Annotated in this window: 26 protein-coding genes; 11 read left to right on the top strand and 15 right to left on the bottom strand. The window is 73.1% G+C overall.

All coding sequences use genetic code 11. The features are described from left to right. Positions 1-95 precede the first annotated feature (95 nt). Positions 96-695, top strand: a complete 600-nt coding sequence (locus AB0F56_RS11115) for a DUF4291 domain-containing protein (RefSeq protein WP_362006854.1) — start codon at positions 96-98, stop codon at positions 693-695. On the opposite strand, the gene AB0F56_RS11110 is transcribed toward AB0F56_RS11115, so the two are convergent. Then, entirely contained in the window at positions 692-1,873 is a 1,182-nt protein-coding gene (locus AB0F56_RS11110) for a S8 family peptidase (RefSeq protein ID WP_362006853.1), read from the bottom strand. The genes AB0F56_RS11115 and AB0F56_RS11110 overlap by 4 nt on opposite strands. A gap of 112 nt (positions 1,874-1,985) precedes the next feature. Next, positions 1,986-2,411 carry a GNAT family N-acetyltransferase gene (locus tag AB0F56_RS11105; RefSeq protein ID WP_362006850.1) on the bottom strand — a complete coding sequence of 142 codons (426 nt, stop codon included), beginning with the start codon at positions 2,409-2,411 and terminating at the stop codon, positions 1,986-1,988. A gap of 123 nt (positions 2,412-2,534) precedes the next feature. Here AB0F56_RS11105 and AB0F56_RS11100 point away from each other — a divergent pair, with 123 nt between their 5' ends. After that, positions 2,535-5,177 (top strand): alpha/beta fold hydrolase, encoded by a 2,643-nt coding sequence (locus AB0F56_RS11100; RefSeq protein WP_362006848.1) that lies wholly within the window; start codon positions 2,535-2,537, stop codon positions 5,175-5,177. Then, complete coding sequence (locus AB0F56_RS11095; RefSeq protein WP_362006845.1) at positions 5,174-6,055, top strand: ABC transporter permease; 882 nt, start codon at positions 5,174-5,176, stop codon at positions 6,053-6,055. The genes AB0F56_RS11100 and AB0F56_RS11095 overlap by 4 nt, the downstream gene beginning before the upstream one ends. 90 nt (positions 6,056-6,145) lie before the next feature. Here the strand turns inward: AB0F56_RS11095 and AB0F56_RS11090 are convergent, their stop codons facing one another. After that, entirely contained in the window at positions 6,146-6,832 is a 687-nt protein-coding gene (locus AB0F56_RS11090) for a DNA-binding response regulator (protein WP_362006842.1), read from the bottom strand. Between the two features lie 240 nt (positions 6,833-7,072). Here AB0F56_RS11090 and AB0F56_RS11085 point away from each other — a divergent pair, with 240 nt between their 5' ends. The 7 genes from AB0F56_RS11085 to AB0F56_RS11055 all read left to right on the top strand — a co-directional run bounded on the left by AB0F56_RS11085 (position 7,073) and on the right by AB0F56_RS11055 (position 13,672). Next, entirely contained in the window at positions 7,073-8,677 is a 1,605-nt protein-coding gene (locus tag AB0F56_RS11085; RefSeq protein ID WP_362006840.1) for a von Willebrand factor type A domain-containing protein, read from the top strand. Positions 8,678-8,788: 111 nt separating this feature from the next. Then, positions 8,789-9,256, top strand: coding sequence for a DUF1772 domain-containing protein (locus AB0F56_RS11080; protein WP_362006837.1), 468 nt, complete (start codon positions 8,789-8,791; stop codon positions 9,254-9,256). 178 nt (positions 9,257-9,434) lie between these two features. Then, positions 9,435-9,845 carry a CrcB family protein gene (locus AB0F56_RS11075; RefSeq protein ID WP_362006836.1) on the top strand — a complete coding sequence of 137 codons (411 nt, stop codon included), beginning with the start codon at positions 9,435-9,437 and terminating at the stop codon, positions 9,843-9,845. Further along, positions 9,842-10,189: a DUF190 domain-containing protein gene (locus tag AB0F56_RS11070; protein WP_362006833.1), complete on the top strand. Its 348-nt coding sequence runs from the start codon at positions 9,842-9,844 to the stop codon at positions 10,187-10,189. The genes AB0F56_RS11075 and AB0F56_RS11070 overlap by 4 nt, the downstream gene beginning before the upstream one ends. Further along, a complete protein-coding gene (gene crcB / locus AB0F56_RS11065; RefSeq protein WP_362006832.1) occupies positions 10,186-10,539 on the top strand; it encodes a fluoride efflux transporter CrcB in 354 nt (117 codons plus the stop codon). The genes AB0F56_RS11070 and crcB overlap by 4 nt, the downstream gene beginning before the upstream one ends. A 262-nt stretch (positions 10,540-10,801) precedes the next feature. Further along, positions 10,802-11,611, top strand: coding sequence for a BTAD domain-containing putative transcriptional regulator (locus AB0F56_RS11060; RefSeq protein ID WP_362006829.1), 810 nt, complete (start codon positions 10,802-10,804; stop codon positions 11,609-11,611). 87 nt (positions 11,612-11,698) lie between these two features. Further along, positions 11,699-13,672, top strand: coding sequence for a GAF domain-containing protein (locus AB0F56_RS11055; protein WP_362006827.1), 1,974 nt, complete (start codon positions 11,699-11,701; stop codon positions 13,670-13,672). On the opposite strand, the gene AB0F56_RS11050 is transcribed toward AB0F56_RS11055, so the two are convergent. The 12 genes from AB0F56_RS11050 to AB0F56_RS10995 form a co-directional block, all read right to left on the bottom strand. Continuing rightward, complete coding sequence (locus AB0F56_RS11050; RefSeq protein ID WP_362006825.1) at positions 13,633-14,778, bottom strand: transposase; 1,146 nt, start codon at positions 14,776-14,778, stop codon at positions 13,633-13,635. The genes AB0F56_RS11055 and AB0F56_RS11050 overlap by 40 nt on opposite strands. Before the next feature lie 299 nt (positions 14,779-15,077). Beyond that, positions 15,078-16,262, bottom strand: coding sequence for a 3-hydroxybenzoate 6-monooxygenase (locus AB0F56_RS11045; RefSeq protein WP_362006823.1), 1,185 nt, complete (start codon positions 16,260-16,262; stop codon positions 15,078-15,080). Between the two features lie 8 nt (positions 16,263-16,270). Further along, positions 16,271-17,548 carry a 3-phosphoshikimate 1-carboxyvinyltransferase gene (aroA, locus tag AB0F56_RS11040; protein WP_362006820.1) on the bottom strand — a complete coding sequence of 426 codons (1,278 nt, stop codon included), beginning with the start codon at positions 17,546-17,548 and terminating at the stop codon, positions 16,271-16,273. A 122-nt stretch (positions 17,549-17,670) separates the two neighbouring features. Continuing rightward, positions 17,671-18,003 carry a hypothetical protein gene (locus AB0F56_RS11035; RefSeq protein ID WP_362006818.1) on the bottom strand — a complete coding sequence of 111 codons (333 nt, stop codon included), beginning with the start codon at positions 18,001-18,003 and terminating at the stop codon, positions 17,671-17,673. After that, a complete protein-coding gene (locus AB0F56_RS11030) occupies positions 17,991-19,883 on the bottom strand; it encodes an anthranilate synthase family protein (RefSeq protein WP_362006815.1) in 1,893 nt (630 codons plus the stop codon). The genes AB0F56_RS11035 and AB0F56_RS11030 overlap by 13 nt, the downstream gene beginning before the upstream one ends. 28 nt (positions 19,884-19,911) lie before the next feature. Beyond that, positions 19,912-20,568 (bottom strand): isochorismatase family protein, encoded by a 657-nt coding sequence (locus AB0F56_RS11025; RefSeq protein ID WP_362006812.1) that lies wholly within the window; start codon positions 20,566-20,568, stop codon positions 19,912-19,914. 22 nt (positions 20,569-20,590) lie between these two features. Next, positions 20,591-21,361, bottom strand: a complete 771-nt coding sequence (locus tag AB0F56_RS11020) for a 2,3-dihydro-2,3-dihydroxybenzoate dehydrogenase (RefSeq protein WP_362006809.1) — start codon at positions 21,359-21,361, stop codon at positions 20,591-20,593. 56 nt (positions 21,362-21,417) lie between these two features. Beyond that, positions 21,418-22,590 (bottom strand): 3-deoxy-7-phosphoheptulonate synthase, encoded by a 1,173-nt coding sequence (locus AB0F56_RS11015; protein ID WP_362006807.1) that lies wholly within the window; start codon positions 22,588-22,590, stop codon positions 21,418-21,420. A 261-nt stretch (positions 22,591-22,851) separates the two neighbouring features. After that, entirely contained in the window at positions 22,852-23,154 is a 303-nt protein-coding gene (locus AB0F56_RS11010) for a helix-turn-helix transcriptional regulator (protein WP_362006805.1), read from the bottom strand. Between the two features lie 100 nt (positions 23,155-23,254). Beyond that, entirely contained in the window at positions 23,255-23,833 is a 579-nt protein-coding gene (locus AB0F56_RS11005; protein WP_362006802.1) for a TetR/AcrR family transcriptional regulator, read from the bottom strand. Between the two features lie 89 nt (positions 23,834-23,922). Then, on the bottom strand, positions 23,923-24,351 hold the full coding sequence (locus tag AB0F56_RS11000) for a RidA family protein (RefSeq protein ID WP_362006801.1): 429 nt from the start codon (positions 24,349-24,351) through the stop codon (positions 23,923-23,925). Between the two features lie 44 nt (positions 24,352-24,395). Further along, positions 24,396-25,367, bottom strand: coding sequence for an alpha/beta hydrolase (locus AB0F56_RS10995; RefSeq protein WP_362006799.1), 972 nt, complete (start codon positions 25,365-25,367; stop codon positions 24,396-24,398). Between the two features lie 146 nt (positions 25,368-25,513). On the opposite strand from AB0F56_RS10995, the gene AB0F56_RS10990 reads away from it, so the two are divergent. Beyond that, positions 25,514-26,875: a helix-turn-helix domain-containing protein gene (locus AB0F56_RS10990; protein ID WP_362006796.1), complete on the top strand. Its 1,362-nt coding sequence runs from the start codon at positions 25,514-25,516 to the stop codon at positions 26,873-26,875. The last annotated feature ends 124 nt before the right edge of the window (positions 26,876-26,999 follow it).

Raw genomic sequence — 26,999 nt, 5'->3', positions numbered from 1 at the left:
GCGGATCGACATGCCCGGCACCGTGCGGGTCGGGCTCACCGCCGGCCCGCGTAAATGACTGGCCCGCGGCCGCGTTGCCGCGCACCCTGGGGGCCATGTCTGTCGTTCCGCCGAAGTATCAGATCCGGGCCCAGTACAGCGAGTCGACGGTGACCGTGTATCAGGCGTACGACCCCGCCATCGGGGTGCCGGCCGCTCGGGACGGGCGGTTTCCCGGGGGGTGGAAGCGGGAGCGGATGACGTGGGTCAAGCCGTCGTTCCTGTGGATGATGTACCGGTGCGGGTGGGGGCTCAAGGAGGGGCAGGAGACCGTTCTCGCCGTGGAGATCACGCGGGAGGGGTTCGAGTGGGCCCTGCGGCACGCCTGTCTGTCGCACTACGTGCGGGGGTTCCATGCGGATCAGGCTGCTTGGAAGCGGGAGTTGAGAGAGTCACCGGCTCGCGTGCAGTGGGATCCCGAGCGGGATCTGCGTCTTGGTGCCCTGCCTCATCGGTCCCTGCAGTTGGGGCTCTCCGGGGAGGCCTCGCGGCGGTATGCCGATGAGTGGATCGTTTCCGTACGGGACGTCACCGCCCTCGCGCACGATGTGCACGCACTGGTGCGCGAGGGGCGGCTCGACGAGGCCGAGCGGATGGTGCCCGAGGAGGTGCCGTATCCGGTGGAGGGTGGGCTCCTCGGGCGGCTCGGCGGCTAGAAGAGGGAGTGCAGGAGCTTGTTCGGGGAGCCCGAGAGGGGGTTGCCGACCTTGCCGGGCGTGGCGTTGTTGACGAGGGCCGTGGAGACCTGGGCCGGGGTTGCCGTCGGGTTGGTCGAGAGGTAGAGGGCCGCCACGCCTGCCGTGTGCGGGGAGGCCATCGACGTGCCCGAGATCGTGTTCGTCGCCGTGTCGTTGTCCTTCCACGCCGACGTGATCGAGACGCCCGGCGCGAAGAGGTCCACGCACGTGCCGTAGTTGGAGAACGAGGCCCGCTTGTCGGCGGAGTCCGTCGCGCCGACCGTGATCGCCTCGGGGACGCGCGCCGGGGAGTAGTTGCAGGCCCGGGCCGGCAGGCCGAGGAAGTTGCCGTTGCCCGCCGCGACCGCGTACGTCACGCCCGACGCGATCGAGCGCTTCACCGCGTCGTCGAGCGAGGTGTTCGCGCCTCCGCCCAGGCTCATGTTGGCGACCGCCGGCTTGACCGCGTTGGCCGTGACCCAGTCGACGCCCGCGATGACCCCGGCCGTCGAACCGGACCCGTTGCAGTCCAGGACCCGTACCGCCACCAGCTTCGCGCCCTTCGCGACGCCGTACTTCGCGCCGCCGACCGTGCCCGCGACGTGCGTGCCGTGGCCCTGGCAGTCCTGGCCGTTCTGGCCGCCGCCGACCGTGTCCGTGCCCACCGTCGCCCGGCCGCCGAACTCGCTGTGCGAGGTGCGGATTCCGGTGTCGATGATGTACGCCGTCACGTTCGACGCCTGCGTGTTGTACGTGTACGTCGTCGAGAGGGGGAGGTCCCGCTGGTCCACGCGGTCCAGGCCCCAGGTTGCTCCCGGCTGCGTCTCGGTCATGTGGACCGTCGCGTTCTGCTCGACGTACGCCACGCGCGGGTCCTTGGCGAGCGCCGAGGCCCTGTCCTTCGACATGGTGGTCGAGAAGCCCTTGAGGACCTTGCTGTACTGGTGCTTCGGCGTCACGCCCAGGTCCGCGGCGCGGGTCGAGCCGTCCTTCAGGACCACGATCCAGCTGTTCTCGATGGCCAGCGAGGTCGGGGCCAGGCGGAGATCGCCCACGACCGGGGCGCTCTGCGCTGTGGGGGAGACCGCCAACTGGAGGCCTGCGGCGAGCGCGAGGACGGGCACGAGCGCTACGGCGCGGCGAGGTATTCGCGTCATGTGGTGGGGCACCTGAACCTTTCGTTGTCCGGGTTACCGGCAAGTACGGGGTGCGTGGTGCGCCACAGAGTCTCGCGTTGTCATGGGGCGTACAAGAGCGCCTTCGGTCCCCTCACCGGTCCTTCACCTCGAACTCCCAGGTCAGCATCGTGAACCCGCCCTCGTCCCGCGCCCCCGCCGCCCGGTACGTCCGCAACGCCGCCTCGTTGTCCGGGTCCACCCCCACCCACACGTCGTAACAGCCCCGCTCCCGGCCCTCCGCCACCAGCGCCTCCGTCAGCGCCCGCCCCACGCCCCGCCGCCGGTACGCCTCGTCCACCGACAGCTCGTACAGGCACAGCTCCACCCCCTTGTCCGGGTGCAGCATCTCGATCCCGGACACCATGCCCGCCGGGAAGCCGTCCTCCGCGTACGCGATCAGCATCAGATGGCCGTGTGCCGCCAGGAACGCCTCCGCCCAGGCCGTTCTCGGTGGGGAGTCGTAGAGGTGGCCTGCCGCCATCAGCTCCGCCACCGATTTCGCCTGTCTGATCCGCATCCCAGCCCCTCGCCTCGTACCGCGTCTGGTGTACGGGACGGTACGGCGTACGACTCCAGGAGGCCGCCGATTTCCGCCCCTGGACAGCCGAGTCGCACAGGCGGCCCGCATACGCTCGACACCATGCCATTCCGACTTCCCCGGTGGGCCGCGGTCACGGCCGCCCTCGCCGTGCTCGCGGGCGCCGGTACCTGGACCGCCGTCGCCTCCGACGAACCACCGCCCGTGCACCGCGCGGACCAGCAGCTCGACATGCCGGGGGCGCGGATCGACACCTCCTTCTTCACCTCCGGCGCCGCCTCCGAGCGCAGGCCCGCCGTGCTGCTCGGGCACGGGTTCGGCGGCTCCAAGGACGACGTCCGCGCCCAGGCCGAGCAGCTCGCCCGCGACGGCTACGCCGTCCTGACCTGGTCGGCGCGCGGTTTCGGCGCCTCCACCGGGCGGATCGGCCTCAACGACCCGGCCCACGAGGTCAAGGACGTCCAGCGGCTGATCGACTGGCTCGCCCAGCGCTCCGAGGTCCAGCTCGACAAGGCCGGAGACCCGCGCGTCGGCGTCTCCGGCGCCTCCTACGGCGGCGCGATCTCGCTGCTCGCCGCCGGGTACGACACCCGCGTCGACGCGATCGCCCCCCAGATCACGTACTGGAACCTCGCCGACGCCCTCTTCCCGAACGGTGTCTTCAAGAAGCTCTGGGCCGGGATCTTCTTCTCCGCCGGCGCGGGACCCGACAAGGGTGCCTGCGGGCGGTTCAGTGACGAGCTGTGCCGGATGTACGAGCGTGTCGCCGTCGCGGGCAAGCCGGATGCCGCCGCTCGGTCCGTTCTCGAAGACCGCAGTCCCTCCGCCGTCGGCGATCGGATCAAGGTCCCCACCCTCATCGTCCAGGGCCAGAGCGACTCCCTCTTCCCGCTCGACCACGCCGACGCCATGGCCAAGGCGATCGGCGGCAACGGCGCGCCCGTCGCCGTCGACTGGATCTCCGGTGGGCACGACGGCGGCGACCGCGAGACCGAGCGGGTCGAGGCGCGGATCGGCGACTGGTTCGACCGGTACCTGAAGCAGGACAAGAGCGCCGACACCGGGCCCGCGTTCCGCGTCAGCCGGGCCGGCGGGGTCGACTCCACCGACGGCCAGGCGCAGCTGCGCGGCGCTTCCGCCGACCGCTATCCGGGGCTCACGGGTGCGACGCTGTCCGTCCCGTTCGGCGGCGGCCGGCCGCAGTCCTTCGCCAACCCCGCGGGCGCCGGCCCGCCCGCCATCTCCGCCGTCCCCGGCATCGGCGGCGGACTCTCCCAGCTTTCCTCGTTCGGCGTCGGGCTCTCCCTCGACTTCCCCGGGCAGTACGCCCGCTTCGACGCGAAGCCGCAGACCGAGCCGGTACGGATCACGGGCACGCCGACCGTCCGCGTCAAGGTCACCTCGGACAGCCCGGACGGCTCCGCCGTCCTCTTCGGAAAGGTCTACGACGTCGGCCCTGACGGCCGGCAGCAGGTGCTGCCCGCGCAGCTCGTCGCCCCCGTCCGCGTCGAGGGCGCGGGCAAGGGCGGCCGGAGCGTCGAGCTGACGCTGCCCGCGATCGACCACGAGGTCGAGGCCGGTCACCGGCTGCGGCTCGTGCTCTCGGCGACGGACCTCGGCTACGCCTCGCCGGCCGCCCCGGCCACGTACACCGTCGCCGTCGAGTCCCCGCTGACCGTGCCGACCGCGCCTGCCGTGTCCACCCAGGCGGCCGCGCTGCCCTGGTGGGTGTGGGGGCTGCCCCTCGCGGGCGCGCTGATCGCCGCCGCGCTGCTCGTGACCGGTCGGCGCCGGGTCGCGGCGCCCGCACCGGATCCCGAACTCGCCTCCGTACCGCTGCAGATCACGGGACTCGCGAAGAAGTACGCCAAGTCCTCCGACCGCTATGCCGTACGGGACCTCTCCTTCCGGGTCGAGCAGGGCCAGGTCCTCGGGCTGCTCGGACCCAACGGCGCGGGGAAGACCACGACCCTGCGCATGCTCATGGGCCTCATCACGCCCGACGACGGGGAGATCCGGGTCTTCGGGCAGGCCATCCGCCCCGGCGCCCCGGTCCTCTCCAGGGTCGGCGCGTTCGTGGAGGGCGCCGGGTTCCTGCCGCACCTCTCCGGGCGGGACAACCTGGAGCTGTACTGGCAGGCCACCGGCCGGCCCGCCGAGGACGCGCACATCGAGGAGGCCCTGGAGATCGCCGGCCTCGGCGACGCCCTCGCCCGGGCCGTACGGACGTACTCGCAGGGCATGCGGCAACGCCTCGCGATCGCCCAGGCCATGCTCGGCCTGCCGGACCTGCTGATCCTCGACGAGCCGACGAACGGCCTCGACCCGCCACAGATCCGCGAGATGCGGGACGTGATGATCCGGTACGCGGCCGGCGGCCGGACCGTCATCGTCTCCAGCCACCTCCTCTCGGAGGTCGAGCAGTCCTGCACCCATCTCGTGGTGATGGACCGCGGGCAGCTCGTGCAGGCCGGACCTGTCGGCGAGATCACCGGCGCGGGCGACACCCTGCTGGTGACCCTCGGCGACACCGTCCCCGATCCGCTCGTCGACAAGATCGGCGCGCTGCCGGGCGTCGGCTCGGCGGTACGGACCGAGGGCGGGCTGCTCGTCCGGCTCGACGGCGGCGACGCCACGGGCCTGATCGGCGAACTCGTCCGCCTGGACGTGCCCGTGACCGGTGTGGGACCGCACCGGCGCCTCGAGGACGCGTTCCTGACCCTGATCGGAGGAGGATCCGCATGAGCACGACCACCGCGGAACCGGCGGAGCTCGTGGAGACCGCCCCCGGCTACCGGGCGCGGCGCACCCTGCCCCTGCGCGTCGAAGCCGTACGGCAGCTCAAGCGGCGCCGCACCCTGGTCATGGGCGCGGTGCTCGCCGCCCTGCCGTTCATCCTGATCATCGCCTTCGCGATCGGCGGGGAGCAGGACGGCGACGGCGGCAACGGCCGGATCACGCTGATGGACACGGCGACGGCGTCGGCGGCGAACTTCGCCGCGACCTGTCTCTTCGTCTCGGCGGGCTTCCTCCTCGTGGTGACGGTCGCGCTGTTCTGCGGGGACACCGTCGCCTCCGAGGCGAGCTGGTCCTCGCTGCGCTACCTCCTCGCGGCACCCGTGCCCCGGGGCCGGCTGCTCTGGTCCAAGCTGGCGGTCGCGCTCGGCTTCAGCGCGGCGGCGCTGGTGCTGCTGCCGCTGGTGGCGCTGGTCGCGGGCACGTTCGCCTACGGCTGGGGGCCGCTGAAGCTGCCCACCGGCGGCGCCCTGCCCGCCGACGAGACCCTGGCCCGGCTCGCCCTTGCCGTCGCCTTCATCTTCGTCTCCCAACTGGTCACGGCCGGGCTCGCGTTCTGGCTGTCCACCCGCACCGACGCCCCGCTGGGCGCCGTCGGCGGAGCGGTCGGTCTGACGATCATCGGCAACGTCCTGGACGCCGTCACGGCGCTCGGCTCCTGGCGCGACTTCGTACCCGCGCACTGGCAGTACGCCTGGGTGGACGCGCTCCAGCCGCAGCTGGAGTGGGGCGGGATGGTGAAGGGGACGGCGATCTCGGTGACATACGCGGTGATCCTCTTCGCGCTCGCCTTCCGGGGCTTCGCCCGTAAGGACATCGTTTCGTAGCCATGGGTGGTGGGTGCGCCACGGTCGGTGGGTGCGCCAGAGTCGGCGGGTGCGCCATGGTCGGTGGGCGCGCCACAGCCACCCGCCCCGTCACAGCCAGCCCCTTCGAGCCGCTTCCGCGCCCGCGCGGAAGCGGCTCGTCGTGCCGAGGGCGTGCATCAGCTCGCCGACCCGGCGGCTGTATGTCCGCCCCGACATGCCGAGGCGGGCGGCGGCCGTCTCGTCGGTGAGTCCGGCGAGGAGGGCTTCGAGGACCGGGCGGAGCTGTGGGGGGAGCCCGGTCCTCGGGGTCGTCGCGCCGGTCAGCTCCTCGCCCGCGTCCCAACTGGCGTGGTGGGCGCGGACCAGGGCCTGCACGACGACCGGATCGCGGATCAGCAGCAGCCCGTTGTAGAGCAGGTCGAGATCGAGCGGCACGGCCGCGACCGTCCGGTCGACGACGATCATCTTGAACGGGATCGAGTCCGCGAGCCGCGCCCGCCCCGGCATCCGGACCGCGCCCGCCACCTGGGGGAGGGCGTGGCGGGGCACGATCCGTCTGACCTCCGGCGCCCGCTCCGCCGCGGCCCGCATGCACGCTCCCGCCAACTCCAGGAACGGCTCGGGGATCGCACGGCCCACGGAGGCCGCCGGGTCGTCGAAGGTCAGCAACTCGTGGCGCGTGGAGGAGGCCAGCGCGGCCAGCGCCGCGCCGATCCGCCGCGCACCACGCACGGGACGGCCCGGCGGCCGTTGGGCCTCCGGCACGGCCCTGTTCATCGCCGATCGCGCGAGCATCACGGATCCCGCAGTCTCACCCACCGCTGACCACCCCCGCCCGATCGGTGTGCCACTCCATGTACGCACGTGACTGCGTACGGTGACAACCCCTGTTGAGGAAGCTGGCGAGTCCATGCCACGGGAGAGTGCCCGGGGCGCCGTTGCCGCATTGAGATCCATCCGCAACTCCCTCGTCTGCTCCTTCCGCCCTCCCCGGACGTCACATTCACAAGTGACGGACCCTGAGGGGGAGATGGCATGAGGCGACACGACTGGGCGCGCACGGCGGCCGGGATTCTGGCGGCGGGACTCGTCCTGACCGGCTGCGCGGGCAACGGGAACACCAAGCGGTCGACGGCCGCCGACGGCGGCAACCACGCGCCCGGCGAGTCCCGCCCCGACGCGGGCGGCACCGTCACGGGCGGCAGCGGCGCGGGAACCGGCGGTACGGACAAGGAGGGTGTCGCCCCCGAGGGCGAGCAGCGGGACGCCAGGCCGCCCGCCGACTACCTCTCCACCTTCGCCCTGGACGTCGACACCGCCTCGTACGGCTACGCCCTGCGCACCCTCGACGCGGGCCGGCTGCCGGACCCGGCGTCCGTGCGGCCCGAGGAGTTCGTCAACAGCTTCCGTCCCGACTACCCGCGCCCGAAGGGCGACGGCTTCGGTGTGACGGTCGACGGCGCCAGGACCGGCGAGGAGGGCTGGTCGGTCGTCCGCGTCGGGCTCGCCACCGCGGCGGCGGACCGGCAGGGCGAACGGCCGCCCGCGGCCCTCACCTTCGTCGTCGACATCTCCGGTTCGATGGCCGAGACCGGCCGCCTCGACCTGGTCAGGGAGTCCCTCGGCATCCTCACCGACGAGCTGCGCGACGACGACTCGGTCGCCCTGGTCACCTTCAGCGACGAGGCCGAGACCCGGCTCCCCATGACCCGGGTCAAGGGGCAGCGCGAGCGCATCCACGGCATCGTCGACGGACTCGCGACGACCTCCTCCACGAATGTGGAGGCGGGGGTGCGCACCGGCTACGACGTCGCCGTCGAGGGCCACCGCGAGGGCGCCACCAACCGGGTCGTCCTGCTCTCCGACGCCCTCGCGAACACCGGCGACACCGACGCGCAGTCGATCCTCAACCGGATCGAGGAGGAGCGCAGGGAGTACGGGATCACGCTCTTCGGGGTCGGCGTCGGCAGCGACTACGGCGATGCGTTCATGGAGCAGCTCGCCGACAAGGGCGACGGGCACACCACGTACGTCTCCACCCCGGAGCAGGCCCGCAAGGTGTTCGTGGACCAGCTGCCCACCCATGTCGAGCTGCGCGCCCGGGACGCCAAGGCGCAGGTCGCCTTCGACCCGAAGACCGTGGAACAGTTCCGGCTCATCGGCTACGAGAACCGCGAGGTCGCCGACGAGGACTTCCGCAACGACCGGGTGGACGGCGGCGAGGTCGGCGCGGGTCACACCGTCACCGCGCTGTACGCCGTGAAGACGCGGGAGGGCCGGAGCGGTCCGCTGGCCACGGCCACGGTCCGCTGGCTCGACCCGAAGAGCCGCGCGCCCCGCGAGGCGTCGGGCTCCGTGGGGACCGGGGCGCTCGCCCCCGCGCTCTGGTCGCAGGGCCACGACAGCCTGCAACTGACCGCCATCAGCGCCTACTTCGCCGACCGGCTCCGGGGCGGCGCCCTGCCGGGCGCGCCGCGCCTCACTCAGCTCGCGGAGCACGCGCAGGGGATCGCGGACCGGTCGGGTTCCAAGGTGGTCAGGGAGCTGACGGAGGCGATCCGGAAGGCGGCCGCGCTGCGCGGGCCCGAGGCCGATCGGGGCACGGGCGGAGCGGAATCGGGTGATCCGTACAGCGGCTGACCGCGGCGGGACGGTGGCTGAATCGCGGCCGACCGCGGCCGACCGTGATGTGTCCACAGGTGCTTGTCCACAGGCGCTGCGCGCGGGTCGCGGGCGCGTCATGATGGGCCCATGGCCACCACGCTGCTCGCCCTCGCCGTCGCCTCCACCGGTCTGTACGCCGGGTTCATGCTGATCTTCCTGACCGGGATCATGCCCGCCCTGGCGCGGCTCGACGACGGGGCGTTCGTCGACGCCATGCGGCGGATCAACGAGTACGTGCCGAAGGCGGTGTTCATCGTGGTGTTCCTGGGGGTCGCGGCCTTCCCGGTCGCCGCGTTCTTCGTGCCGGTCGACGGGCGCTCCGACACCCAGAAGTGGCTGATCCTGGCCGGCCTGGTCTGCGCGGTCCTGAACCACGTGGTGACGGCCGCGGGGAACATCCCGCTCAACAACGCGCTGGCCGCCTCGGAGCGGACGGGTGAGTCCCCGTCCGCCGTCCGGGCGGCCTTCGAGAAGCGCTGGAACAACCTGCACCTGATCCGTACGGTGCTCATCGTCGCCGCGTTCGGGCTGCTGATCGCGGCCGCGCTGAACTGACCTGACGTACCGACCCGGCGAACGGACCTGACGGACTCCGGGCCCGGTGTTTGACCGGCCCGAGGGCCGGGCCGACCATCTCAGGACGAGGCGGCCGGGCCGGCTTCTGGTTAATGCCCCAGGCCAGATGCCGTGCCTGTCCGCCTCGCACGCTTCGCCGGACACATAGCCTTGCCCCATGGACTTCCGCGGACAGCTGCCGGTCGTCGGCGCCGTGGCCGCCGGCGGGGCCCTCGGTGCGACCGCCCGCTACGGCGCCGCGCTCGCCTGGCCCACCCCGGCCGGCGCGTTCCCCTGGACCACCTTCACCGTGAACGCCATCGGCTGCGCCGCGATCGGGGTCCTGATGGTCCTGCTCACCGAGGCGGTCACCGCGCCCCACCGTCTCCTGCGGCCCTTTCTCGGGACCGGCGTCCTCGGCGGATTCACCACCTTCTCCACGTACGCCCTCGACACGCAGCGGCTGCTGAGCGCGGGGAACGGGGCCCGTGGCATGGCATACATGGGGGCGACGGTGGCGGTGGCACTGGTCGCCGTCTGGGCCGCGACCGTCGTGGCCCGTGGTGTTCTGGCGAGGAGGACTCGATGACCAGACTGGCGGGCAGGGCCCTGCGGGTGACGATCCTGGTCGGGGAAAGCGACACCTGGCACCACCGGCCGCTGTACGCGGAGATCGTGCACCGGGCTCACCAGGTGGGCCTCGCGGGCGCGTCGGTCTTCCGGGGCGTCGAAGGGTTCGGGGCGTCGTCGCTCGTGCACACGTCCCGTCTGCTCTCGCTCAGCGAGGACCTGCCTGTCGCCGTCGTGATCGTGGACACGGAGGACCGGGTGCGGGACTTCCTGCCGCAGCTCGACACGCTGGTGGCAGAGGGTTTGGTGATCCTCGACGACTGCGAGGTGATCCGCTACGTCGGCCGGGAGCGGTCCGGGTGAACTGGTTGCTCGTCATGGCGGGGGCGGTCGTCGGCGCGCCGTTGCGGTACCTCACCGACCGCGCGGTCCAGGCCCGGCACGACTCCGCCTTCCCCTGGGGCACGTTCGCCGTCAACCTCGTCGGCTCCTTCGTCCTCGGTCTGCTCACCGGAGTCACCTCCGCCCAAGCCCTTCTGCTGCTCGGCACGGGCCTGTGTGGGGCGTTGACCACGTATTCCACCTTCTCCTACGAGACGTTGAAGCTGTACGAGGGCGGGGCGAAGGGGTACGCGGCGGCGAACGTGCTGGGGAGTCTGGCCGCCGGGCTCGGAGCCGTATGGCTGGGTGCGGAGATCGCCGCGGCCTGGTGAGGCGCCCCGCCCCGGACCGCCGCCGGAGGGGACGCCCAAGGACGTGCCTGCCCGAAAGACGTCCCCGCCCGGAGGCGGTCCTCCGTGCGGAACCGGCCCTCCGCCGGGCAGAAGTGACCCGCCGTTACCCTTCGGTAGCTGACCGTTCGCGCCCGCTCTTGGCCGGCGAATGTTTCCTTGCCGTCAAGATATGCACTCCTCTAAAAACGAAGTGGTCATTATTATCTTATGGTGGCAGTACGTGAACCATGGAGGGGGCGCTATGGATCTGAAGGTGCTGGGCTTGCTCGCTGTCCAGGAGAGGGGGACGCCGATCGTTCCCGCGGCGGCACCAGCCCGTCAGCTGCTCGCGCTGCTCGCGGCGCACGCCGACCGGATCGTGCCGACGGCCGTCCTGACCCAGGAACTCTGGCCCGACGGCGCGCCGCGGCATGCGCAGGACATGATCGAGACCCATGTCCGCCGGCTCCGGGAGCTCATCGACGACGCCCTTGACGTCGGTCGCGAGGAGGTGGCCGCCACGCCCGCCGGCCCGGACGCGCCCGCCGCGTCCGGACCCCGGACCGCGCGCGACGTCGTGGTCTCCCTGGCGGGCGGCTATCTGCTCGGCACCGGGGGCGGCAGCTCCGACGTCCGGATGTTCCAGCGCGCGGTCGGCGCCGGTTACCGGGCCATGGAGCTGGAGGACTACCGCACCGCGGCCGAACGGCTCGGCGAGGCGCTGGAGTTGTGGACCGCCGACGCGTACACCGGCGTGGTGGCCGGACCGCACCTGAGGGCGCACGGCGCCCGCCTCGAACTGTCGCGGCTGCGCGCTCTCGACCTGTGGGTCGAGGCGCAGCGCAGGCTCGGCCGGCGGCACGAGCTCTACTCCGGTCTGTCCGTGTTCCTGTCCCGGTTCCGCAGCTCGCCGCCGCAGTACGCGGCGCTGGTCGCGGAGTTGGAACGGGGCGCGGCGCAGGGGTTCGCCGGGAGGTCGTACGAGCAGGCGCCGTCGTTCCGGATCGGGCCCGTCCTGCACTCCTTGCGTCACGCGCGCACCACCCGTCACCCCCTTCCCGTCGCTGGTTGACCGCAAGATCACCGTCGAACTAGTTTCGGACCGATATCGGACCGATAGCGGGCGAAACGTGTACGACGGGCGGGGGGCTCCCACACCATGACGGATCCACAGATCCATGACACCGGCCTGATGGCCGTCCTCGAACTCCTGGCCGAACAGGCGCCGCCGGGGCGGTTCGACGCGCTCCTGCAGCGCGCCCGCCGCGAGGGCACCCCGGGTCAGGACCTGGTCCGCCTGGAGCGGGCCGTGCACCTGGCCCGGGGGGTGCAGGCCTGGCAGGGGCAGCGCCGCCAGCGCGAGGACGGCCTGGCCGATCTGGTCGACACGGCACGGGACCTGACGTCACCCCACGACGTCGAGTCCCTGCTCGAGGTGGTCTGCCGTCGGGTCAAGCGGCTGCTCAACTTCGACATGACGTCCATCGCCGTCCTGGACCCGGAGGGCGGCCTGCGGGTGGCCGTCTCCAACGGCTCGACCACCGCGCTCGTCACCGGTCACTCCGTGCCCGCCGGGTACGGCCTCGGCCACCGCAGCCTGCTGTCCAGGGCGCCGCTGTGGACGGCCGACTACCTCGACGACGACACGGTCGAGCACGACCCGAGCGCCGACGACGTCGTCCGGGCCGAGGGCCTGCAGGCGCTGATGGCCGTACCGATGTGCAACGGCGACCAGACCATCGGCGTGCTCTACGGAGGCAACCGCTCCGTACGGCACTTCAGCCCGGACGAGATCGGCCTGGTCTCCTCGCTCGCCGCGCTCGCCGCCATCGCCCTCGAACGGGCGGGCAGCATCGAGCAGGCGCAGGGCGAGGTCGGCCGGCTGGAACTGGACGGCTTCCGTACGCGGACGAGCCTGGTCCGGCTCCAGCAGCTCAACGAGGCGCACAGCCACACCCTCGGCCTGGTCCTCGCGGGCGCCGACCTGGTCACCGTCGCGAAGGCGGCGGGCGACGCCCTCGACTCGGCCCTGCAACTGCGCGACCCGGCAGGCCGGCCGCTCGCCGCAAGCGGTGACCTCGGCGACCTCGACGAGAGCGCCGTCGCCGAGGCGGCCCTCGACGCCCACGCCCATCTGCGCCCCGTCGTCACCGCCGGAGGCACCTGGGTCGCCCCGGTCACCGCGGGCGCCGAGGACCTCGGGGTGCTGGTGCTCCGGCCGACCACGGCGCTCGTCGGCGAGGACGAGGGCCTGCTCCAGCTGACCGCGCAGACCTTCGCGATCCAGCTCCTGCTCAGACGCAGCACGGCCGTCGCCGAGGGGCCCGTGCGCGACGACCTCTTCGACGAACTCCTCGCCGCCCACGCCCGCAGCGGGCACCAGACGCACTACCTCGTGCAGCGGGCGCGCGGCCTCGGGATCGACCTGGAGGCACCGCACGTGCTGCTCGTCGCCCACCCCGAGGGCGGCGAGCAGGGCCGCGCCGTGGTGTGGGCCTCCTCGTACGCGCACCGGATGACCGGGCTCAAGACGGTCCACAGCGGCCACATCGTGCTGCTCCTGCCGGGCACCGACGCCTCCGCCGCCGCCCGCGCGGTCGCCGACCAGCTGTCACCGCTGCTCGGCCACCCCGTGTCAGTGGGCGCGGCCGGTCCCGGCCGGGGCGCGGCCGACATCGGCCGGATGCACCGGGAGGCGATGCGCTGCCTGGACGCGCTGACCGCCCTGGACGGCACGGGCAGCACGGCCTCGGCGAAGGACCTCGGCTTCCTCGGCCTGCTCCTCTCCGACGACCACGACGTCGACGGCTACATAACGTCCGCGATCGGCCCGGTCCTCGACTACGACCGCGACCGGCTGACCGACCTCATCGGCACCCTGGAGTCGTACTTCGCCTCCGGCGGCAGCCAGGCCCTCGCCGCCGACGTCCTGAAGGTGCACCCCAACACGGTGTCGCGCCGCCTCGACCGGATCACCGACCTGCTCGGCGACGCCTGGCAGCGGCCGGACAGGACCCTGGAGGTGCAGCTCGCCCTGAGGCTCCACCGCTCCCGCGAGGTCCTGCGCCGGCAGCGCCGGGCGGACACCGCTCCTCACGCCGAGGCGAGCTCCGCCGGCCGGTCCGTGTCGTAGCCGACGCGGGACAGCACCACGGCCGCGTGCGCGGCGGAGGCCAGGGTCATGTGGCGGTGCCAGCCGGGGAAGGACCGGCCCACGTAGTCCCGAAGCCCGGTCTCCTCGCCCACGCGCGCGTAGTCGGCCTCGACCCGGCGGGTGAGCTTGGTCAGGCGCAGCAGCGGGCCCGGGCCCGGCTGCGTCATCCCGGTGAGCCAGAGCGCGGACGGCGGACGCGACGGGTCGCTCCACTCGCCGAGCAGGGAGAGCCCGAGCGGCGCGGCGGAACGGCCCGAGAGGACCACCGGTACCATCGCGGCGAGCGACATCCGCGGGGCGAGTCCGGCAGCCGCGTCCTGCCAAGGCACCGGCCGCCGCACGCCCTTGACCAGCTGGAGGATCTGCTGCGCGGGCAGCGGACCGCTCCGGAAGCCCGGCATCGCCCGGTCCGCGACCGACAGCCGCTGGGAGCCGTTGATCCGGACGAGGAACGGCACCCGGGCCGCGGACAGCGGGGCCACGGCCGCCGGCGCGTCACCGGCCCGCAGGTCGATCAGGACCGGCCGACGCGGCCCCCAGTGTCGGCCCGCCTCCAGGGCGACGGCGACGGCGCACTCCTCCGGGCTCTCCGCTCCCGCCTCCCGGGGCACGCCCGCCCGGTCGCGCAGCGCGTGGTCGTGGACCCACTGGTCGGGCAGGACCAGGCGCCAGTCGACGGGTGCGCTCAGCTCCTGCGAGGCGAGCCACACCCCGGCGGACTGCTGGCCGCGGAACGACTGCCGTAGGTGCGGGGCGAACCCCCGGTCGACACCGACGGAGTGGTCCCCGGTCTTCGGCACCGACATCTGCCGTACGACCCAGGCCTGCGGGGCCGCCTTCCGCTCCAGATGGGCGGCGAGCGCGGCCCGCAGCGGGCGCCAGCTCCAGGTGGAGTCGGCGATGAAGTGATGCAGCGTCTGTTCCGTGGCGGGCGCGCCCAGATGGGCGGCGATGTTCCGGGCGGTCTTGCGTCCCTCGGTGGTGAGAAGGCCGCGCAGGTACTGCTCGCCGCGCTGCCGCTGGTCCTTCCTGGGGAACGAGGAGAACAGGGTCGCGCAGAGTTCGGAGACGGTGTCGTCGGACACGGCGGACCCGGCGGAACGCCGGCCCTGGCGCGGCACCGACAAGGGTCGGACCGAGTCCCGTCGTCTGATGACTGCTGTGTTCACGACACTCCAACCATGGGGGGTGGCCTGCTTCGATGCACCTCCACGATCGCTCCGGGCGGGTGCCGCGGACGAGGTGTCCACGGCACCCACCTGCCGTCGCTCGTGGTCCCTGGACCACTGGTGAACCGGTCATCCGGTACGGAATCGGCCGCCGCGCCCCGCACCCTTCGGGCGGGGTGTGGCCGGACCACCACGGGGGCCCGGCCGGTGCGCGGTCACACACCGGTGAAGGCGCGGTCCCCGTGCAGCCAGGACACCTGGTCGTACAGCTCCTCCTGGGAGAAGGCGGACAGCATCCGGTTGCGCTCCACGGCGAGTTCGCCCGCCGGGTGGTACAGCTCGGAGCCCATCAGCCGGGCGACCTCCTGCGTGCGGCCGGTCCGCTCGCGGCGCACCGCGTTGAACTTCTCCAGGCCCGGCACGACGGCCGCGCCGTCCACGTCGGCGAGCAGCTCCGCGAGGACGACCGCGTCCTCGAGGGCCTGGCAGGCGCCCTGCGCCGCGTACTGCAGCATCGGGTGCGCCGCGTCGCCGATCAGGCCGACCCGGCCGTCGGTCCAGCCGTCGACCGGGTCACGGTCGCAGAGCACCCATTCGCGCCACTCGTCGCCGAGTTCGAGCAGCCGCCGGGCGGTCGCGCCGATCCCGGGGAACTGCTCCAGGACGTACGCCCGTTCCGTGGCCCGGCCCGTGACGGGGACGGTCGCGCCGTTGTCGCGGGTGACGGCGAGGTTGAGGTACTCGCCGCCGCCGATCATGTAGTGCACGAAGTGCCACTTGGGCCCGGCCCACAGGGTGACGGTGTTCCAGCGCAGCTCCTCGGGGACCTTCTCGATCGGGATCACCGAGCGGTAGATGGTGTGGCCCGACACGCGCGGTTCGCCGTCGCCGAGCATCTGGGCGCGGACCGTGGAGCGGATGCCGTCCGCGCCGATCAGGGCGGCGCCCGTGAAGCTCCGGCCGTCGGCGGTGTGCACGGTGACGCCGTCGGCGTCCTGCTCGTACCGCTCCACAGAGGCGTCGGGGACCAGGGTCACGCCCTCGAGATCCTGGCAGGCGGCGAGCAGCGGCTGGTACAGGTCGCCCCGGTGCACGACGGCGTACGGGTTGCCGAACCGCTGCCGGTACGCGCCGGTCAGCTCCATCGCGGCGACCTTCTCGCCGGTGGTGCCGTCCATGAAGCGGAGCTCGTCGATGAAGACGGCCCGGGCGCGCACGCCCTCGCCCACGCCGAGCCGGTCGAGGGCGTGGAAGGCGTTGGGGCCGAGCTGGATGCCGGCGCCGATCTCGGCGAACGTGGCGGCGCGTTCGAGGACGGTGGTCCGGTGCCCGCGCCGGGTCAGCGACAGTGCCGTGGCGAGCCCTCCGATGCCGCCGCCGGCGATGAGTATGTGAGCCATGTCGTTCCTCAGATTGTCGGTACGGAGTGGCGGGGGAAGAGCCGGTGCAGCTCCTCGTGGAAGCCGGGGAAGGTCTTGGCGACACAGCCCGGGTCGTCGAGGGTGATGCCCTCGGCGCGCAGGCCCAGGACGGAGAACGCCATCGCGATGCGGTGGTCGCGGTGGCAGACGATCCGGGCCGGCGCGGGCGTGCCGGGGTGGACGGTGATCCGGTCCGGGCCGGTCTCGGTGCGGATGCCGAGGGCGCGCAGGTTGCCCTCGACGGCGGCGACCCGGTCGGACTCCTTCAGCCGGGCGTGCGCCACGCCGGTGATGGTGATCGGGGCGTCGGCAAGCGGCGCGATCGCGGCGAGCGTCATGAAGGTGTCCGAGATCTCGCCCATGTCCACGGAGAACCCGCCGCGCAGGGCCCCGGTCCCGGTGACCGTGGTCGCCTCGTCGGTGGTCTCCACCCGGGCGCCGGTGCGGGCGAGGATCTCGGTGAAGCGCAGGTCGCCCTGGAGGCTGCCGCGGCCGAGACCGGCCACGCGCACGCTCGTCCCGGTGACCGCAGCCGCCGCGAAGACGTACGAGGCGGTGGAGGCGTCGGGCTCGACGGGCAGGTCGGCGCCCCGGTAGCCGGTCGGCCGGACGGCGAACACGCCCGGCGTCGACTCCTCGACGTCGGCGCCGAAGTGCCGCATCAGGGCGAGGGTCATGTCGATGTACGGCCGGCTGACGAGCTCCGGCACGCGCAGCGTCAGCGGCGTCCGCATCAGCGGGCCCGCCATGAGGAGGCCGGTCAGGAACTGGCTGCTGAGCGAGGAGTCCACGGTCAGCTCCCCGCCGTCGAGCCCCGACGAGCGGACCCGCAGCGGCAGCCGCCCGCCGGGCGCGGTGGTGACGTCGGTCCCGAGCCGCCGCAGGGCCTCGGCGAGCGGGGCCACCGGGCGGGCGGTGAGCTGATCGGAGCCCTCGAACCCGAAGTCGCCGTGCCCGGTCGCGGCGAACGGCGGCAGGAACCGGGCCGCCGTACCGGCGTCGGCGCACCAGACGGTCCCGGTGCCGGACGGGCCGCGGCCCAGGCCGTGCACGGTCCACGTGTCGTCGTCCCCGGTGGTGTCGGTACGGACCCCGAGGCCGCGCAGGGCCTCGCGGAACGCCGTCGTGTCCTCGCTGACCAGCGGGGCACCGAGGGCGCTCGGGCCGTCCGCGGCGGCCGCGAGCAGCAGGGCCCGGTTGGTGAGCGACTTCGACCCCGGAATCCGGGCGTGCAGAGCGGGAGTCGCCGGTACGGCGATGGTCATGGCTGTCCTTTGCGAGTACGGCCGCCGCGTGCGCGGCGGTCCGGAGGGAGCGCCGCACACGGAAAGCAGCAAGGCCGTCCCCGCCCGGTGCGGCCACGAGAGCGAGAGGCCGTCCGACCGCCCTAGCCGCCGACGGTCTCCAGGGCGACGCCCCGGCCCGCGAGCGCGGCGAGCGCGAAGACGCCCTCGACCGTCGCCTCCACGTCGAAGGAGTGCCGTTCGGTCGGCGGGTACCCGATGAGTTCGGCGGCCCGCTGGGGGATCGCGGCCTCGGCCGACTCCCAGAGCAGGACGGCCCCCCACCGGTTCGTCGCCGCGTCGGAGATCCAGAACTTCAGCCGTAGCCCGGGCACCTGGGAGAAACGGTCCACCGCCTCGTCCCGCAGGAAGCCCCGCAGCGACTCGACGGTCTGCTCCGACCGCTCCAGGTCCCACCAGACGATCACCGCACGCACGAGCCGGCCACCTCCGCGAGCAGCTCCCCGATGATCCGGGGCCCGTCCACCGTCAGCACGGACTCGGCGTGGAACTGCATGGAGACGAAGGACGCCGCCCGCAGCCCGTGCACCTCGCCCGTCGCCGCGTCCCGGCTGACCTCGACCCGGCCGTGCACCGGGTGCTCGAAGGAGTCGCCCTCGGAACGGGCGGCGAACGTGTTGTAGAAGCCCACCCGTTCGCGCCGGCCGAAGAGGTCGATCTCGTGCTGCGCGCCCTGGTTGGGCACCGGGCGGCGCACCAGGTCGAGCCCGACCAGGGTGCTGAGCACCTGGTGGCTCAGGCAGACCGCCATGAACGGCCTGCGCTCCTCCAGGAGCTGGGCCACCGCGGACCGCAGATGCGCGATCTTGGGGTCGCCCGTCTCGCGCGGATCACCCGGCCCCGGGCCCATCACCACGAGGTCGTGCTCCTCGAAGCCGTACCGCTCGTCGAAGCGCCGGACGCTCACCTCGCCGCCCAGCGAGCGGATCTGCTGGGCGATCATCTCCGTGAAGGTGTCCTCGGCGTCGATCACCAGGATCCGCCGGCCGGTCAGCGGGCCCGCCGCGCCCAACCGGTCCTCCTGGTCCCTGAGCCAGAAGTCGGCGATGCGCTCGTTGCGCCCGTCCAGGGCCTCGCGGACCGCGGGGTGGGCGCCGAACCGGATCGGCTCCGGGTCGCCGAGCGCGGCGAGCAGCCCGGCCGCCTTGGCGCGGGTCTCGTGCACCTCCGACTCCGGGTCGGAGTGGCGTACCAGCGTCGCGCCGACGCCGATCCGCATCAGGCCCTCGCGGTCGATGTCGGCGGTACGGATCAGGATCGAGGAGTCCAGGGTGCGGCCGCCGGCGGCGTCGCGGCCGATCAGCGCGGCGACCCCGCTGTAGTAGCCGCGGCCCTGCGGCTCGTAACGGCTGATCACCCGGGCCGCGCTCTCCAGCGGGGAGCCGGTCACCGTCGGCGCGAACAGCGTCTCGCGCAGGATGTCCCGCACATCGTGGTCGGTACGGCCCTCGATGAAGTACTCGGTGTGCGCGAGGCGGGCCATCTCCTTCAGGTACGGGCCCACGACCCGGCCGCCCCCGGGGCAGATCCGGGCCATCATCTTCAGCTCCTCGTCGACGACCATGTACAGCTCGTCGGCCTCCTTCTGGTCGGCGAGGAAGCCCATGACCCCGTCGAGGTCCGGTCCCGCCGCCGGATAGCGGTACGTCCCCGAGATCGGGTTCATCACCGCCGTACCGTCGCGGACGCTGATGTGCCGCTCCGGCGTCGCACCGACGAACGTCCGCTCGCCGGTGTGCACGAGGAACGTCCAGTACGCCCCGGCCTCCCGCTGCACCAGGCGCCGGAAGAACGACAGGGCCGTGGACAGGCCGAAGCCGGGCAGCTGGGCGGTGAAGGAGCGCCGCATCACGAAGTTGGCGCCCTCACCGGTGCCGATCTCGTCCGCGACGACCCGCCGCACGATGTCCGCGTAGGCCTCGTCGTCGACGTCGAAGTGGCCGTCGGCCAGCTTCACCGGCTCGTCGGGCAGCAGCGGCAGCGTCGCGCGCAGCGGGACCGCCGCCTGCTCGCGGACCGTCATCGCGAGTAGCGGCGCGCCGTCGTCGGGGGCGGCGAAGCCCCGCTCGGCGAGCTGGCGGTAGGGGATCAGGGTGAGGATCTCCGAGCGCGCGCCAGGACCGTCCCCCTCGGGCAGGTCGAGGTCCGCGAGGGACGGGATCTCCGCCACGTCGCCGACCAGCAGTTCCAGGGTGTCCGGGTCCACCGACTCGGGCCGGTGCATCAGGGCGAACGCGCCGGCCGAGCCGTCGAGGATGCGTGCCAGCAGGTCGTGCCCGCTGTGCTGGGTAGCCATGGGGGATTCCTTTCGGCGGTGGGCGCGCTCAGCGCGCCGAGCCGCCCGCGTCGAGTTCGCTCAGCACGGCCTTGGCGGACACGACGCGGGCCGCGCGCTGTGCCGCGTAGTCGAGCGCGAGCTTGTGGTGGGCGGCCGAGAAGTCGGCGACGGCGTCCGCCACCAGGAAGGTCTCGATGTCGTTGGTGAAGGCCTCCACCGCGGTCATCAACACGCCCACGTGCGCGTACACACCGCAGACGATCAGCTGGTCGCGCCGGTGGAAGCGCATCCGCTCAAGGAGCTCCGACTTGAAGAAGGCGCTGTACCGCCACTTCGTGAACGTCCAGTCCGCCGGCCCCGGTTCGAGCGGCTCGACCACCTTGCGGTGCTCGGGGGTGGCCTTCATGCCCGGCCCCCAGAAGTCCTTCAGGAGCCCGCGCTGCTCGGGCGTCATGTCGCCCGGCTGCGCGGTGTACGCGATCGGCACGCCGAGCTCGACGCACCGCTCGCGCAGCAGCGCCGAGTTGGCCACCAGGGCGTCACCGGGCGCCTGGGAGCGGGGGAACGGCTTGAGGAAGAACTCCTGCATGTCGTGGAGGAGCAGCACGGCCCGGCGGGGATCCACCTGCCAGCCGACGATGTTCTCCGGCAGCTCGCCCTCGGTGGGCATGGGGTACGACTCGATCGGGGGGATACCGGGCATGGGCCGGCCGTTCCTCTCTTCACTAGACACCGAGCGTGGCACCGCCGTCCACGGTCAGTTCGTGCAGGGTGACGTGGCCCGCGTCGTCGGACAGCAGGAAGGCGACGGCCCGCGCGACGTCCTCGGGCCGGGCGACCTTGCCCAGCGGAATGCCGACCCGGTACGCCTCAGGGGAGCCGGCGATCGACGCCTTCGCGGCCGTGTCGGCGGTGTGCATGCCGCGCAGCATCGGGGTGTCGGTGGAGCCGGGCGCGACCACGTTGCAGCGGATGCCGTACTCCGCCACCTCCAGGCCCAGGCACTTGGTGAACGCCGTCGCGGCCGCCTTGGACGCCGCGTACGCCGCCATCTGCGCCCGGGCCGTGCCCGCCGCGTTCGACGCGACCGTGACGATCGCGCCGCGCCGGCGCGGGATCATGCGGTTGACCACGGCCCGCGAGGTGTGGAACACCCCGTTCGCGTTGACGGCGAACGTGGTCGTCCAGTCCTCGTCGCTCAGGGCGTGCGCCCCCGCCAGGCGGAGCACGCCGGCCGCGTTCACCAGGCGCTCCACCGGGCCGAGTTCGTTCTCGATCCGGGCGACCGCGGCCTCGACGTCCGCGCTCGACGTGACGTCGGCCGGGAAGCCGGTCACGTCCAGACCGTCGGCGCGCAGCCGCGCCACGGTCTCGGCGAGCCGGTCCGGCACCAGGTCGACGGCGGCGACCCTGGCGCCGCGCTCGGCCAGCAGCCGGACGACGGCCTCGCCGATGCCGCCGGCCGCGCCCGTCACCAGGGCGACTGTTCCTGCCACGTCCGTAACCTCCGTGTCCACGCCTGTCGTCGGTGTCGTCCGCGCGTCGTGCGGGGTCATCCGCGCCACGCGGAGACGGCCGCGACGGCCTGCTGCGGGTTGAGGCGCGGGTCGCAGAAGCTCAGGTACTTGTCGCCGAGGCTGCCGAGCCCGTCCGCGTCGGCGACGCACTCGGTGACGCTCTCCGGGGTGGTCTCCAGGTGCAGGCCCGCGGCGACGCCGCCGCCCGCGCCGACCGCGTCCTGGAACGCCTCGATCTCCTTCACGACGGTCGTGAGCAGCCGGGTCTTGAGCCCGCCGGGACCGCTGACGGTGTTGCCGTGCATCGGGTCGGAGAGCCAGAGCACCGGGTGGCCGGCGCGGTCGACGGCCTCGACGAGCGCCGGCAGCTTCGTGGCGGCGTTCTCGGCGCCCATGCGGGCGATCAGGGTGAGCCGGCCGGGGCGCCGCTGAGCGTCCAACCGGTCGCACAGGGCGAGGAGTTCGTCGGGCGTCATGGACGGGCCGACCTTGACGGAGACCGGGTTCGAGACCGCGGCGAGCAGGGCGATGTGGGCACCGTCCAGCTGCCGGGTGCGCTCGCCCACCCACGGCCAGTGGGTGGAGGTGAGCAGCAGCGAGCCGTCGGGCTCGCGGCGCAGCATGGGCAGCTCGTAGTCGAGGAGCAGGGCCTCGTGGCTGGTCCACACCGGCACGTCCAGCTCCGGGCGGACGGCCGTGCCGCGCCAGCCCAGGTAGTGCATGGTGTCGCTGGCGGCGCGGTAGCCGGTGAGCAGATGGGCCGGGTCGGCCTCGCGCTGCGCCGGGTCGGGCTCGGGGCGGTTGACCATGTGGCCCCGGTAGACGGGGAGTTCGGTGCCGCCGACCGTCTCGGTGGGCTTCGAGCGGGGCTTGGCGTACTGTCCCGCGATCCGGCCGACCCGCAGGACGGGCCTGCCGGAGGCGAGCTTCATCGTTCCGGCCAGGACGTCGAGGAGCGCGGTCTTGCGGTGGACGTCGCCGGGGTTGGCCTCGGCCGGGTCCTCGGCGCAGTCGCCGGTCTGGATCACCTGGACGTGCCCGGCGGCGGCCTCCGCGAGGAGGGAGCGCAGCCGGCGGACGGCCTCGGCGTCCACGAGGGCCGGCATCCGGCCGAGGTCCGTGCGGACCTCGGCCAGACGCGGGTGGCCCTCCCAGTCGGGCTGCTGGAGTGCGGGTAGGGAGCGGAGGTGGGACAGAATGTCGGTCATCGGTTTCCCTCGGCGGGCGTGCCGGATGGACTCCGGCTGGTGGCGGGGGTGGAGGCGGGCGGATGGCACGGACGCGTGCGCGTCGACGTGATGTCCCGCCCGGCGTCTTCCGTCCTGCGGCGGCGGCTCGGCTGGCAGCATCGGCATGCCGGAGCGTCGACGAGTGTGACCGGCGCGGGCCTTGCGAAGGCGCGCCGATTCGTACGAAATCCACTATCACCAGGCCCCCCACCGGGCCGCAACGACGGCCCGCCGAGTCCGTCAAGTGGCGCGGATACGGGATGGACCGGCGCTCTCCACGGGCTGCTCGTGCGGGCTCACCTGGTCGTTGAAGACGGTCAGGCGGGCCAGCGCGACGCGGCTGGAGATGCCCAGCTTGATGAAGATGTGGCGCAGGTGACTGTCCACCGTGTGCGGTGAGACGACCAGGTGGGTGGCCACGGCACGGTTGGTCAGACCCTCGGACACCAGGCGGGCCACCCGCAGTTCGGCCGGGGTCAGGCTCGCCCAGCCGAGGACATGTCCGGACGGGTGTTTCCGGTACGAAGCGTTGGCTGTATTCACGCGGCAGACCCTGACGGGGCGGCCAGAGGGGTCGCAACGGCGCCCGGTCCACTCTGTCATGTCGTCCGTCAGGTTCCCCGGCCCCGGAAGGGCGGGCCGGCTACAGCGCGGAGAGGGCGCTTTCGACGACGCCGAGCAGGGCGTTCCGGTCTTTCTGGACCCGGGCGAGAACGCGCAATCCGTAGTAGGTGCTGAGTACTTGCCGGGCGAGCGTCCGGGTGTCCCGATCGGCGGTGATCTCGCCGGAACGCTTCCCTCGTGCGAGGGTCTCCGCCAGCGCCTCCTCCACGGTGGAGAAGTGCCGGAGGACCTCCTCCCGGACCGCGTCGTCCGCGTCGGCCTTCTCGACCGACGCGTTGATCGCGAAGCATCCGGAGCCTTCCGGGTCCGAGAGATCGTCGTCGATCGCGTGGACCATCAGCTCCCGGAGCCGGTCCTTCACCGGCCCCGGCTGTTCGAGGAGGGCGGTCTGCTCGGCGGTGTGCGTCTCGTAGTAGCGACGCAGGGCCCGCAGATACAGCTCGCGCTTGTCGCCGAAGGCGTTGTACAGGCTCGACTGGCCCATCCCCGTCGAGTCGGCCAGGTCCCGGGTCGAGGTGGCCTCGTACCCCTGGCGCCAGAACGTGTTCATGGCGGCGGTGAGGGCGTGCGTCTCGTCGAACTTCCTGGGCCTGGCCATGACCGCAGTCTAGAGTTTTTGGAGCGGGCGCACTGAAATTCGAGGGACGACCGTACGGATCAGGCCGCCGCGGCTCTCGTCGCCGCCGCTCACGCCGTCACCGTCCCCGACGTCACCGCGATCGCCTCGATCTCGATCAGCCAGTCCGGATCGGCGAGGGAGGAGACCTCGACGAAGGACTCCGCGATCGTGTGCGGGGCGAAGTGCTCGGCCCTGACCCGCGCGAACGCCTCCTGGTCCCGGGCGATGTCCGTGACGAACACGGTCGCCTTGACGACCTGGTCGAGGCCGGATCCCGCGTTCTTCAGGACGAGCGCGAGATTGGCCAGAGCCTGTCGGGCCTGGGCCTCGAAGTCGCCCGCGCCGACGGTGGCGCCGCGCGCGTCGATCGGGGCCTGCCCCGAGGTGAAGACCAGGTTCCCGAGCCGGATGCCGAGCGCGATGCCGGCGGGTGCGTACCAGTCGGGATCCGCGGTGACGCGGACGCGGTGGGGCGCGTCCTGGGCTGCGTCGGTCATGTGGGGGGCCTCCTCGGGGCGAAAAGCGGGTCGGGAGAGTGGGTTCAGTCGCCCAGCGCTTCGTGGACGGCGAGCACCAGCTCGTCGATCGAACGCTGACCGCTCTCCGTACCGAACGAGTCGAAGATGTGGAAGGCACCGGCCCACTGGTGGAGCGTGACCGGCACGCCCGCCTCCAGGAGCCGCTGCCCGTAGCGCAGGCCCTCGTCGCGCAGCGGGTCGTACTCGGCGGTGACGATGTGGGTGGCCGGGAGCCCGCTCAGGTCGTCGGCGCGGTTGGGCGCCGCGTACGGCGAGGTCTCCCGCTGCTCGTGGCCCTCGCCGAGGTAGTGGCGCCACATCGAGACGGACTGCGGCGTCGACCAGACGGGCGTGTCGTGGAAGGCCCGCGCGGACGGGGTGTCCATGCGGTCGTCGGTCACCGGGAAGGTCAGCACCTGGAGCGCGAGCTCAGGGCCCTGGCGGTCGCGCGCCATCAGGGCCACGGAGGCGGAGAGCGCCCCGCCCGCGCTGCAGCCCGCGACGCCCAGGCGCGCCGGGTCGACCCCGAGCTCCTCGGTGTGCGCGGCGAACCACTCCAGGGCCGCGTAACAGTCCTCGGCGCCCGCGGGGAACGGGTTCTCGGGCGCGAGGCGGTACTCGACGCTGACCACGACGACGTTCGCGCGGGAGGAGAACCAGACGCACTGGTTGTGCTCGGTCTCCAGGCTGCCCATCACGAAGCCGCCGCCGTGGATCCACAGCAGACCGCCGTGCGGGCCTTCGGTACGGGGCGTGTAGACGCGCACCGCGATGTCGGGGGCGCCCGCCGGGCCGGGTATCAGCCGCTCGGTCACGGTGATGGCGCCGGTGTCGGCCGGCTCCCATTGGGCTTCGAGGTCCTTGAGGGTGCGGCGGGCGACGCTCGGTTCGGCGACGTCGAGGTAGGGGATCTCGTCGACGAGCGGTGCCAGGTCGGGACGGAGCCGCATGCGGGTGGGCGCGGGCGTGGCGGATCGGTGGGAGGCGTCACTCATGCGGTCATCGTCCCCCGCGGGCGGGGCCGTGCGCCGCCGACGCCCGTCGCATGTTGGCGCCCCGGAGACACCGATTGGTGCGCCGACCTGACGGAGTGTCGCGGCCGCGCGGGTCGCGCCCGGGGCCCCCGCACTAGCCTGCGCGGATGTACGGACTGACGTCGAGCCCCGCGCACCCGTCCTCAGAGGCGGAGACGGCGCCGGCTCTCCTCGCCCGTTTCGACGCGCTCTTCGGCAGCGTCACGGACGCCGACGAGCTGGTTCGCGCCGCGGCGCGGGTCGCGGGCTGTACCGCCGGGATGTCGGACCACGGCCGGGTGCTGCGGCGATGTCCGGCGGGCGGCGTGCCGGAGGCGGCCGGGGAGGTGATCCCGTCGACCCGCCGGCTGATCACCGTGGCCGGCCGCGCGACGGGCGAGGTCTGGATCGAACGCCCGGGAGAACCCCTCCCCTTCGACACCCTCCTCACCGAACGCCTGGCCCTCGCGGCGGCCGCCTTGGCGGCGGCCGCCTTGGCGGCGGGCGGCGGGGGCGTGACGGCGGGGGAGCCGGGTGGTGGCGGTCCGTTCGCGCGGACGCGCCGCCCTGGTGCGGGTGCGGGCCGGGGTACGGCTTCGGCTCCGGGCGCGGCCGGAGCTCCGCGCACGGCCGCGGCTCCGGGTACGGCCCCGGCCCGGGGCACGGCCTTGGGCGCGGTCCCGGGCCCGTCCCAGGGCTTCGGGGGAGTCGCCCAGGCCCCCGACCACCGGGTCTGGGGGCCCGTCGGGCTCGGGGATCCGGCGCTTGTGCAGGCGGTGCTGTCGGCGTCGATGCCCGAGACGCAGCGGTCCCGGGCGCTGCACCTGCTCGGGCTTCCGCCGGCCGGGCCGATGCGGGCCGTCGCCGTGGTCGTGGCCGAACCGCGGTCCCTCCAGGGCGCGTTGCGCGCCTCCGCGGCCGAGTTGTCGCCGACGACGCGTTCGGGCGGTACGGCCCCGCACGGCGTGCTCTGGCCCCGGGTCGGGGCGATCGTCCTGCCGGGGCCCGGTACCAGGACGGGGGCCGCCACGTTGCGGCCGGGGCCCGGCGTGGCCGTCGGGCTCGGGCCCGCCGTCGCGCCCGAGCGGCTCCCGGAGTCCTGGGCGCAGGCCCGGCGTGCGGCCCGGTTCGCGGGGCTCGGGCCCACCTGGCCCCGGCTCGTGGACGCCGCCGAGCTGGGCGCCCAGGTCCTCCTCGCCGACATCCCCGAGGACGCGGCGCTCACGCATCCGGACGTGACCGCGGTCGCGCGCCTGGAGGCCGAGCCGGACGGCCCGCAGATGCTGGCGACCCTGGAGGCGGTCTGCCGTACGCGCTCGCTGCGCGAGGCGGCCAAACTCCTCTCCCTGCACCACAGTTCGGTCGCCCACCGGGTGGCCCGCGCGGAGCGCGCCCTCGCGATGTCGCTGAGCGACCCCTCGGAGCGGCAGCGGGCGCACACCGCCGTACTCCTGTGGCGGCTGAACGCGCCCGACAACTGGCGCAACTGAGCCCCGAATTCGGCCCGGGGCACGCCGTGCCGTCATTTTGAAGCGACTGCTCCAAAATGTGCTAGCGTCGCCCCGTGGCCGACCGCCCCGCTCGCGGCCGGACCCCAACACCGCGCCACCACCA

The organism is Streptomyces sp. NPDC026092, from assembly GCF_040638605.1.
GTDB lineage: Bacteria > Actinomycetota > Actinomycetes > Streptomycetales > Streptomycetaceae > Streptomyces.
Note: the sequence above shows the minus strand (reverse complement) of the source record. Positions and strands in the feature narration are given on the sequence as shown.

Bases quoted from the DNA above. Each gene is read 5' to 3' on its own strand.
- AB0F56_RS11115 (WP_362006854.1), top strand. From the start codon at position 96: ATGTCTGTCGTTCCGCCGAAGTATCAGATCCGGGCCCAGTACAGCGAG.
- AB0F56_RS11110 (WP_362006853.1), bottom strand. From the start codon at position 1,873: ATGACGCGAATACCTCGCCGCGCCGTAGCGCTCGTGCCCGTCCTCGCG.
- AB0F56_RS11105 (WP_362006850.1), bottom strand. From the start codon at position 2,411: ATGCGGATCAGACAGGCGAAATCGGTGGCGGAGCTGATGGCGGCAGGC.
- AB0F56_RS11100 (WP_362006848.1), top strand. From the start codon at position 2,535: ATGCCATTCCGACTTCCCCGGTGGGCCGCGGTCACGGCCGCCCTCGCC.
- AB0F56_RS11095 (WP_362006845.1), top strand. From the start codon at position 5,174: ATGAGCACGACCACCGCGGAACCGGCGGAGCTCGTGGAGACCGCCCCC.
- AB0F56_RS11090 (WP_362006842.1), bottom strand. From the start codon at position 6,832: ATGCTCGCGCGATCGGCGATGAACAGGGCCGTGCCGGAGGCCCAACGG.
- AB0F56_RS11085 (WP_362006840.1), top strand. From the start codon at position 7,073: ATGAGGCGACACGACTGGGCGCGCACGGCGGCCGGGATTCTGGCGGCG.
- AB0F56_RS11080 (WP_362006837.1), top strand. From the start codon at position 8,789: ATGGCCACCACGCTGCTCGCCCTCGCCGTCGCCTCCACCGGTCTGTAC.
- AB0F56_RS11075 (WP_362006836.1), top strand. From the start codon at position 9,435: ATGGACTTCCGCGGACAGCTGCCGGTCGTCGGCGCCGTGGCCGCCGGC.
- AB0F56_RS11070 (WP_362006833.1), top strand. From the start codon at position 9,842: ATGACCAGACTGGCGGGCAGGGCCCTGCGGGTGACGATCCTGGTCGGG.
- AB0F56_RS11060 (WP_362006829.1), top strand. From the start codon at position 10,802: ATGGATCTGAAGGTGCTGGGCTTGCTCGCTGTCCAGGAGAGGGGGACG.
- AB0F56_RS11055 (WP_362006827.1), top strand. From the start codon at position 11,699: ATGACGGATCCACAGATCCATGACACCGGCCTGATGGCCGTCCTCGAA.
- AB0F56_RS11045 (WP_362006823.1), bottom strand. From the start codon at position 16,262: ATGGCTCACATACTCATCGCCGGCGGCGGCATCGGAGGGCTCGCCACG.
- aroA (WP_362006820.1), bottom strand. From the start codon at position 17,548: ATGACCATCGCCGTACCGGCGACTCCCGCTCTGCACGCCCGGATTCCG.
- AB0F56_RS11030 (WP_362006815.1), bottom strand. From the start codon at position 19,883: ATGGCTACCCAGCACAGCGGGCACGACCTGCTGGCACGCATCCTCGAC.
- AB0F56_RS11025 (WP_362006812.1), bottom strand. From the start codon at position 20,568: ATGCCCGGTATCCCCCCGATCGAGTCGTACCCCATGCCCACCGAGGGC.
- AB0F56_RS11015 (WP_362006807.1), bottom strand. From the start codon at position 22,590: ATGACCGACATTCTGTCCCACCTCCGCTCCCTACCCGCACTCCAGCAG.
- AB0F56_RS11005 (WP_362006802.1), bottom strand. From the start codon at position 23,833: ATGGCCAGGCCCAGGAAGTTCGACGAGACGCACGCCCTCACCGCCGCC.
- AB0F56_RS11000 (WP_362006801.1), bottom strand. From the start codon at position 24,351: ATGACCGACGCAGCCCAGGACGCGCCCCACCGCGTCCGCGTCACCGCG.
- AB0F56_RS10995 (WP_362006799.1), bottom strand. From the start codon at position 25,367: ATGAGTGACGCCTCCCACCGATCCGCCACGCCCGCGCCCACCCGCATG.
- AB0F56_RS10990 (WP_362006796.1), top strand. From the start codon at position 25,514: ATGTACGGACTGACGTCGAGCCCCGCGCACCCGTCCTCAGAGGCGGAG.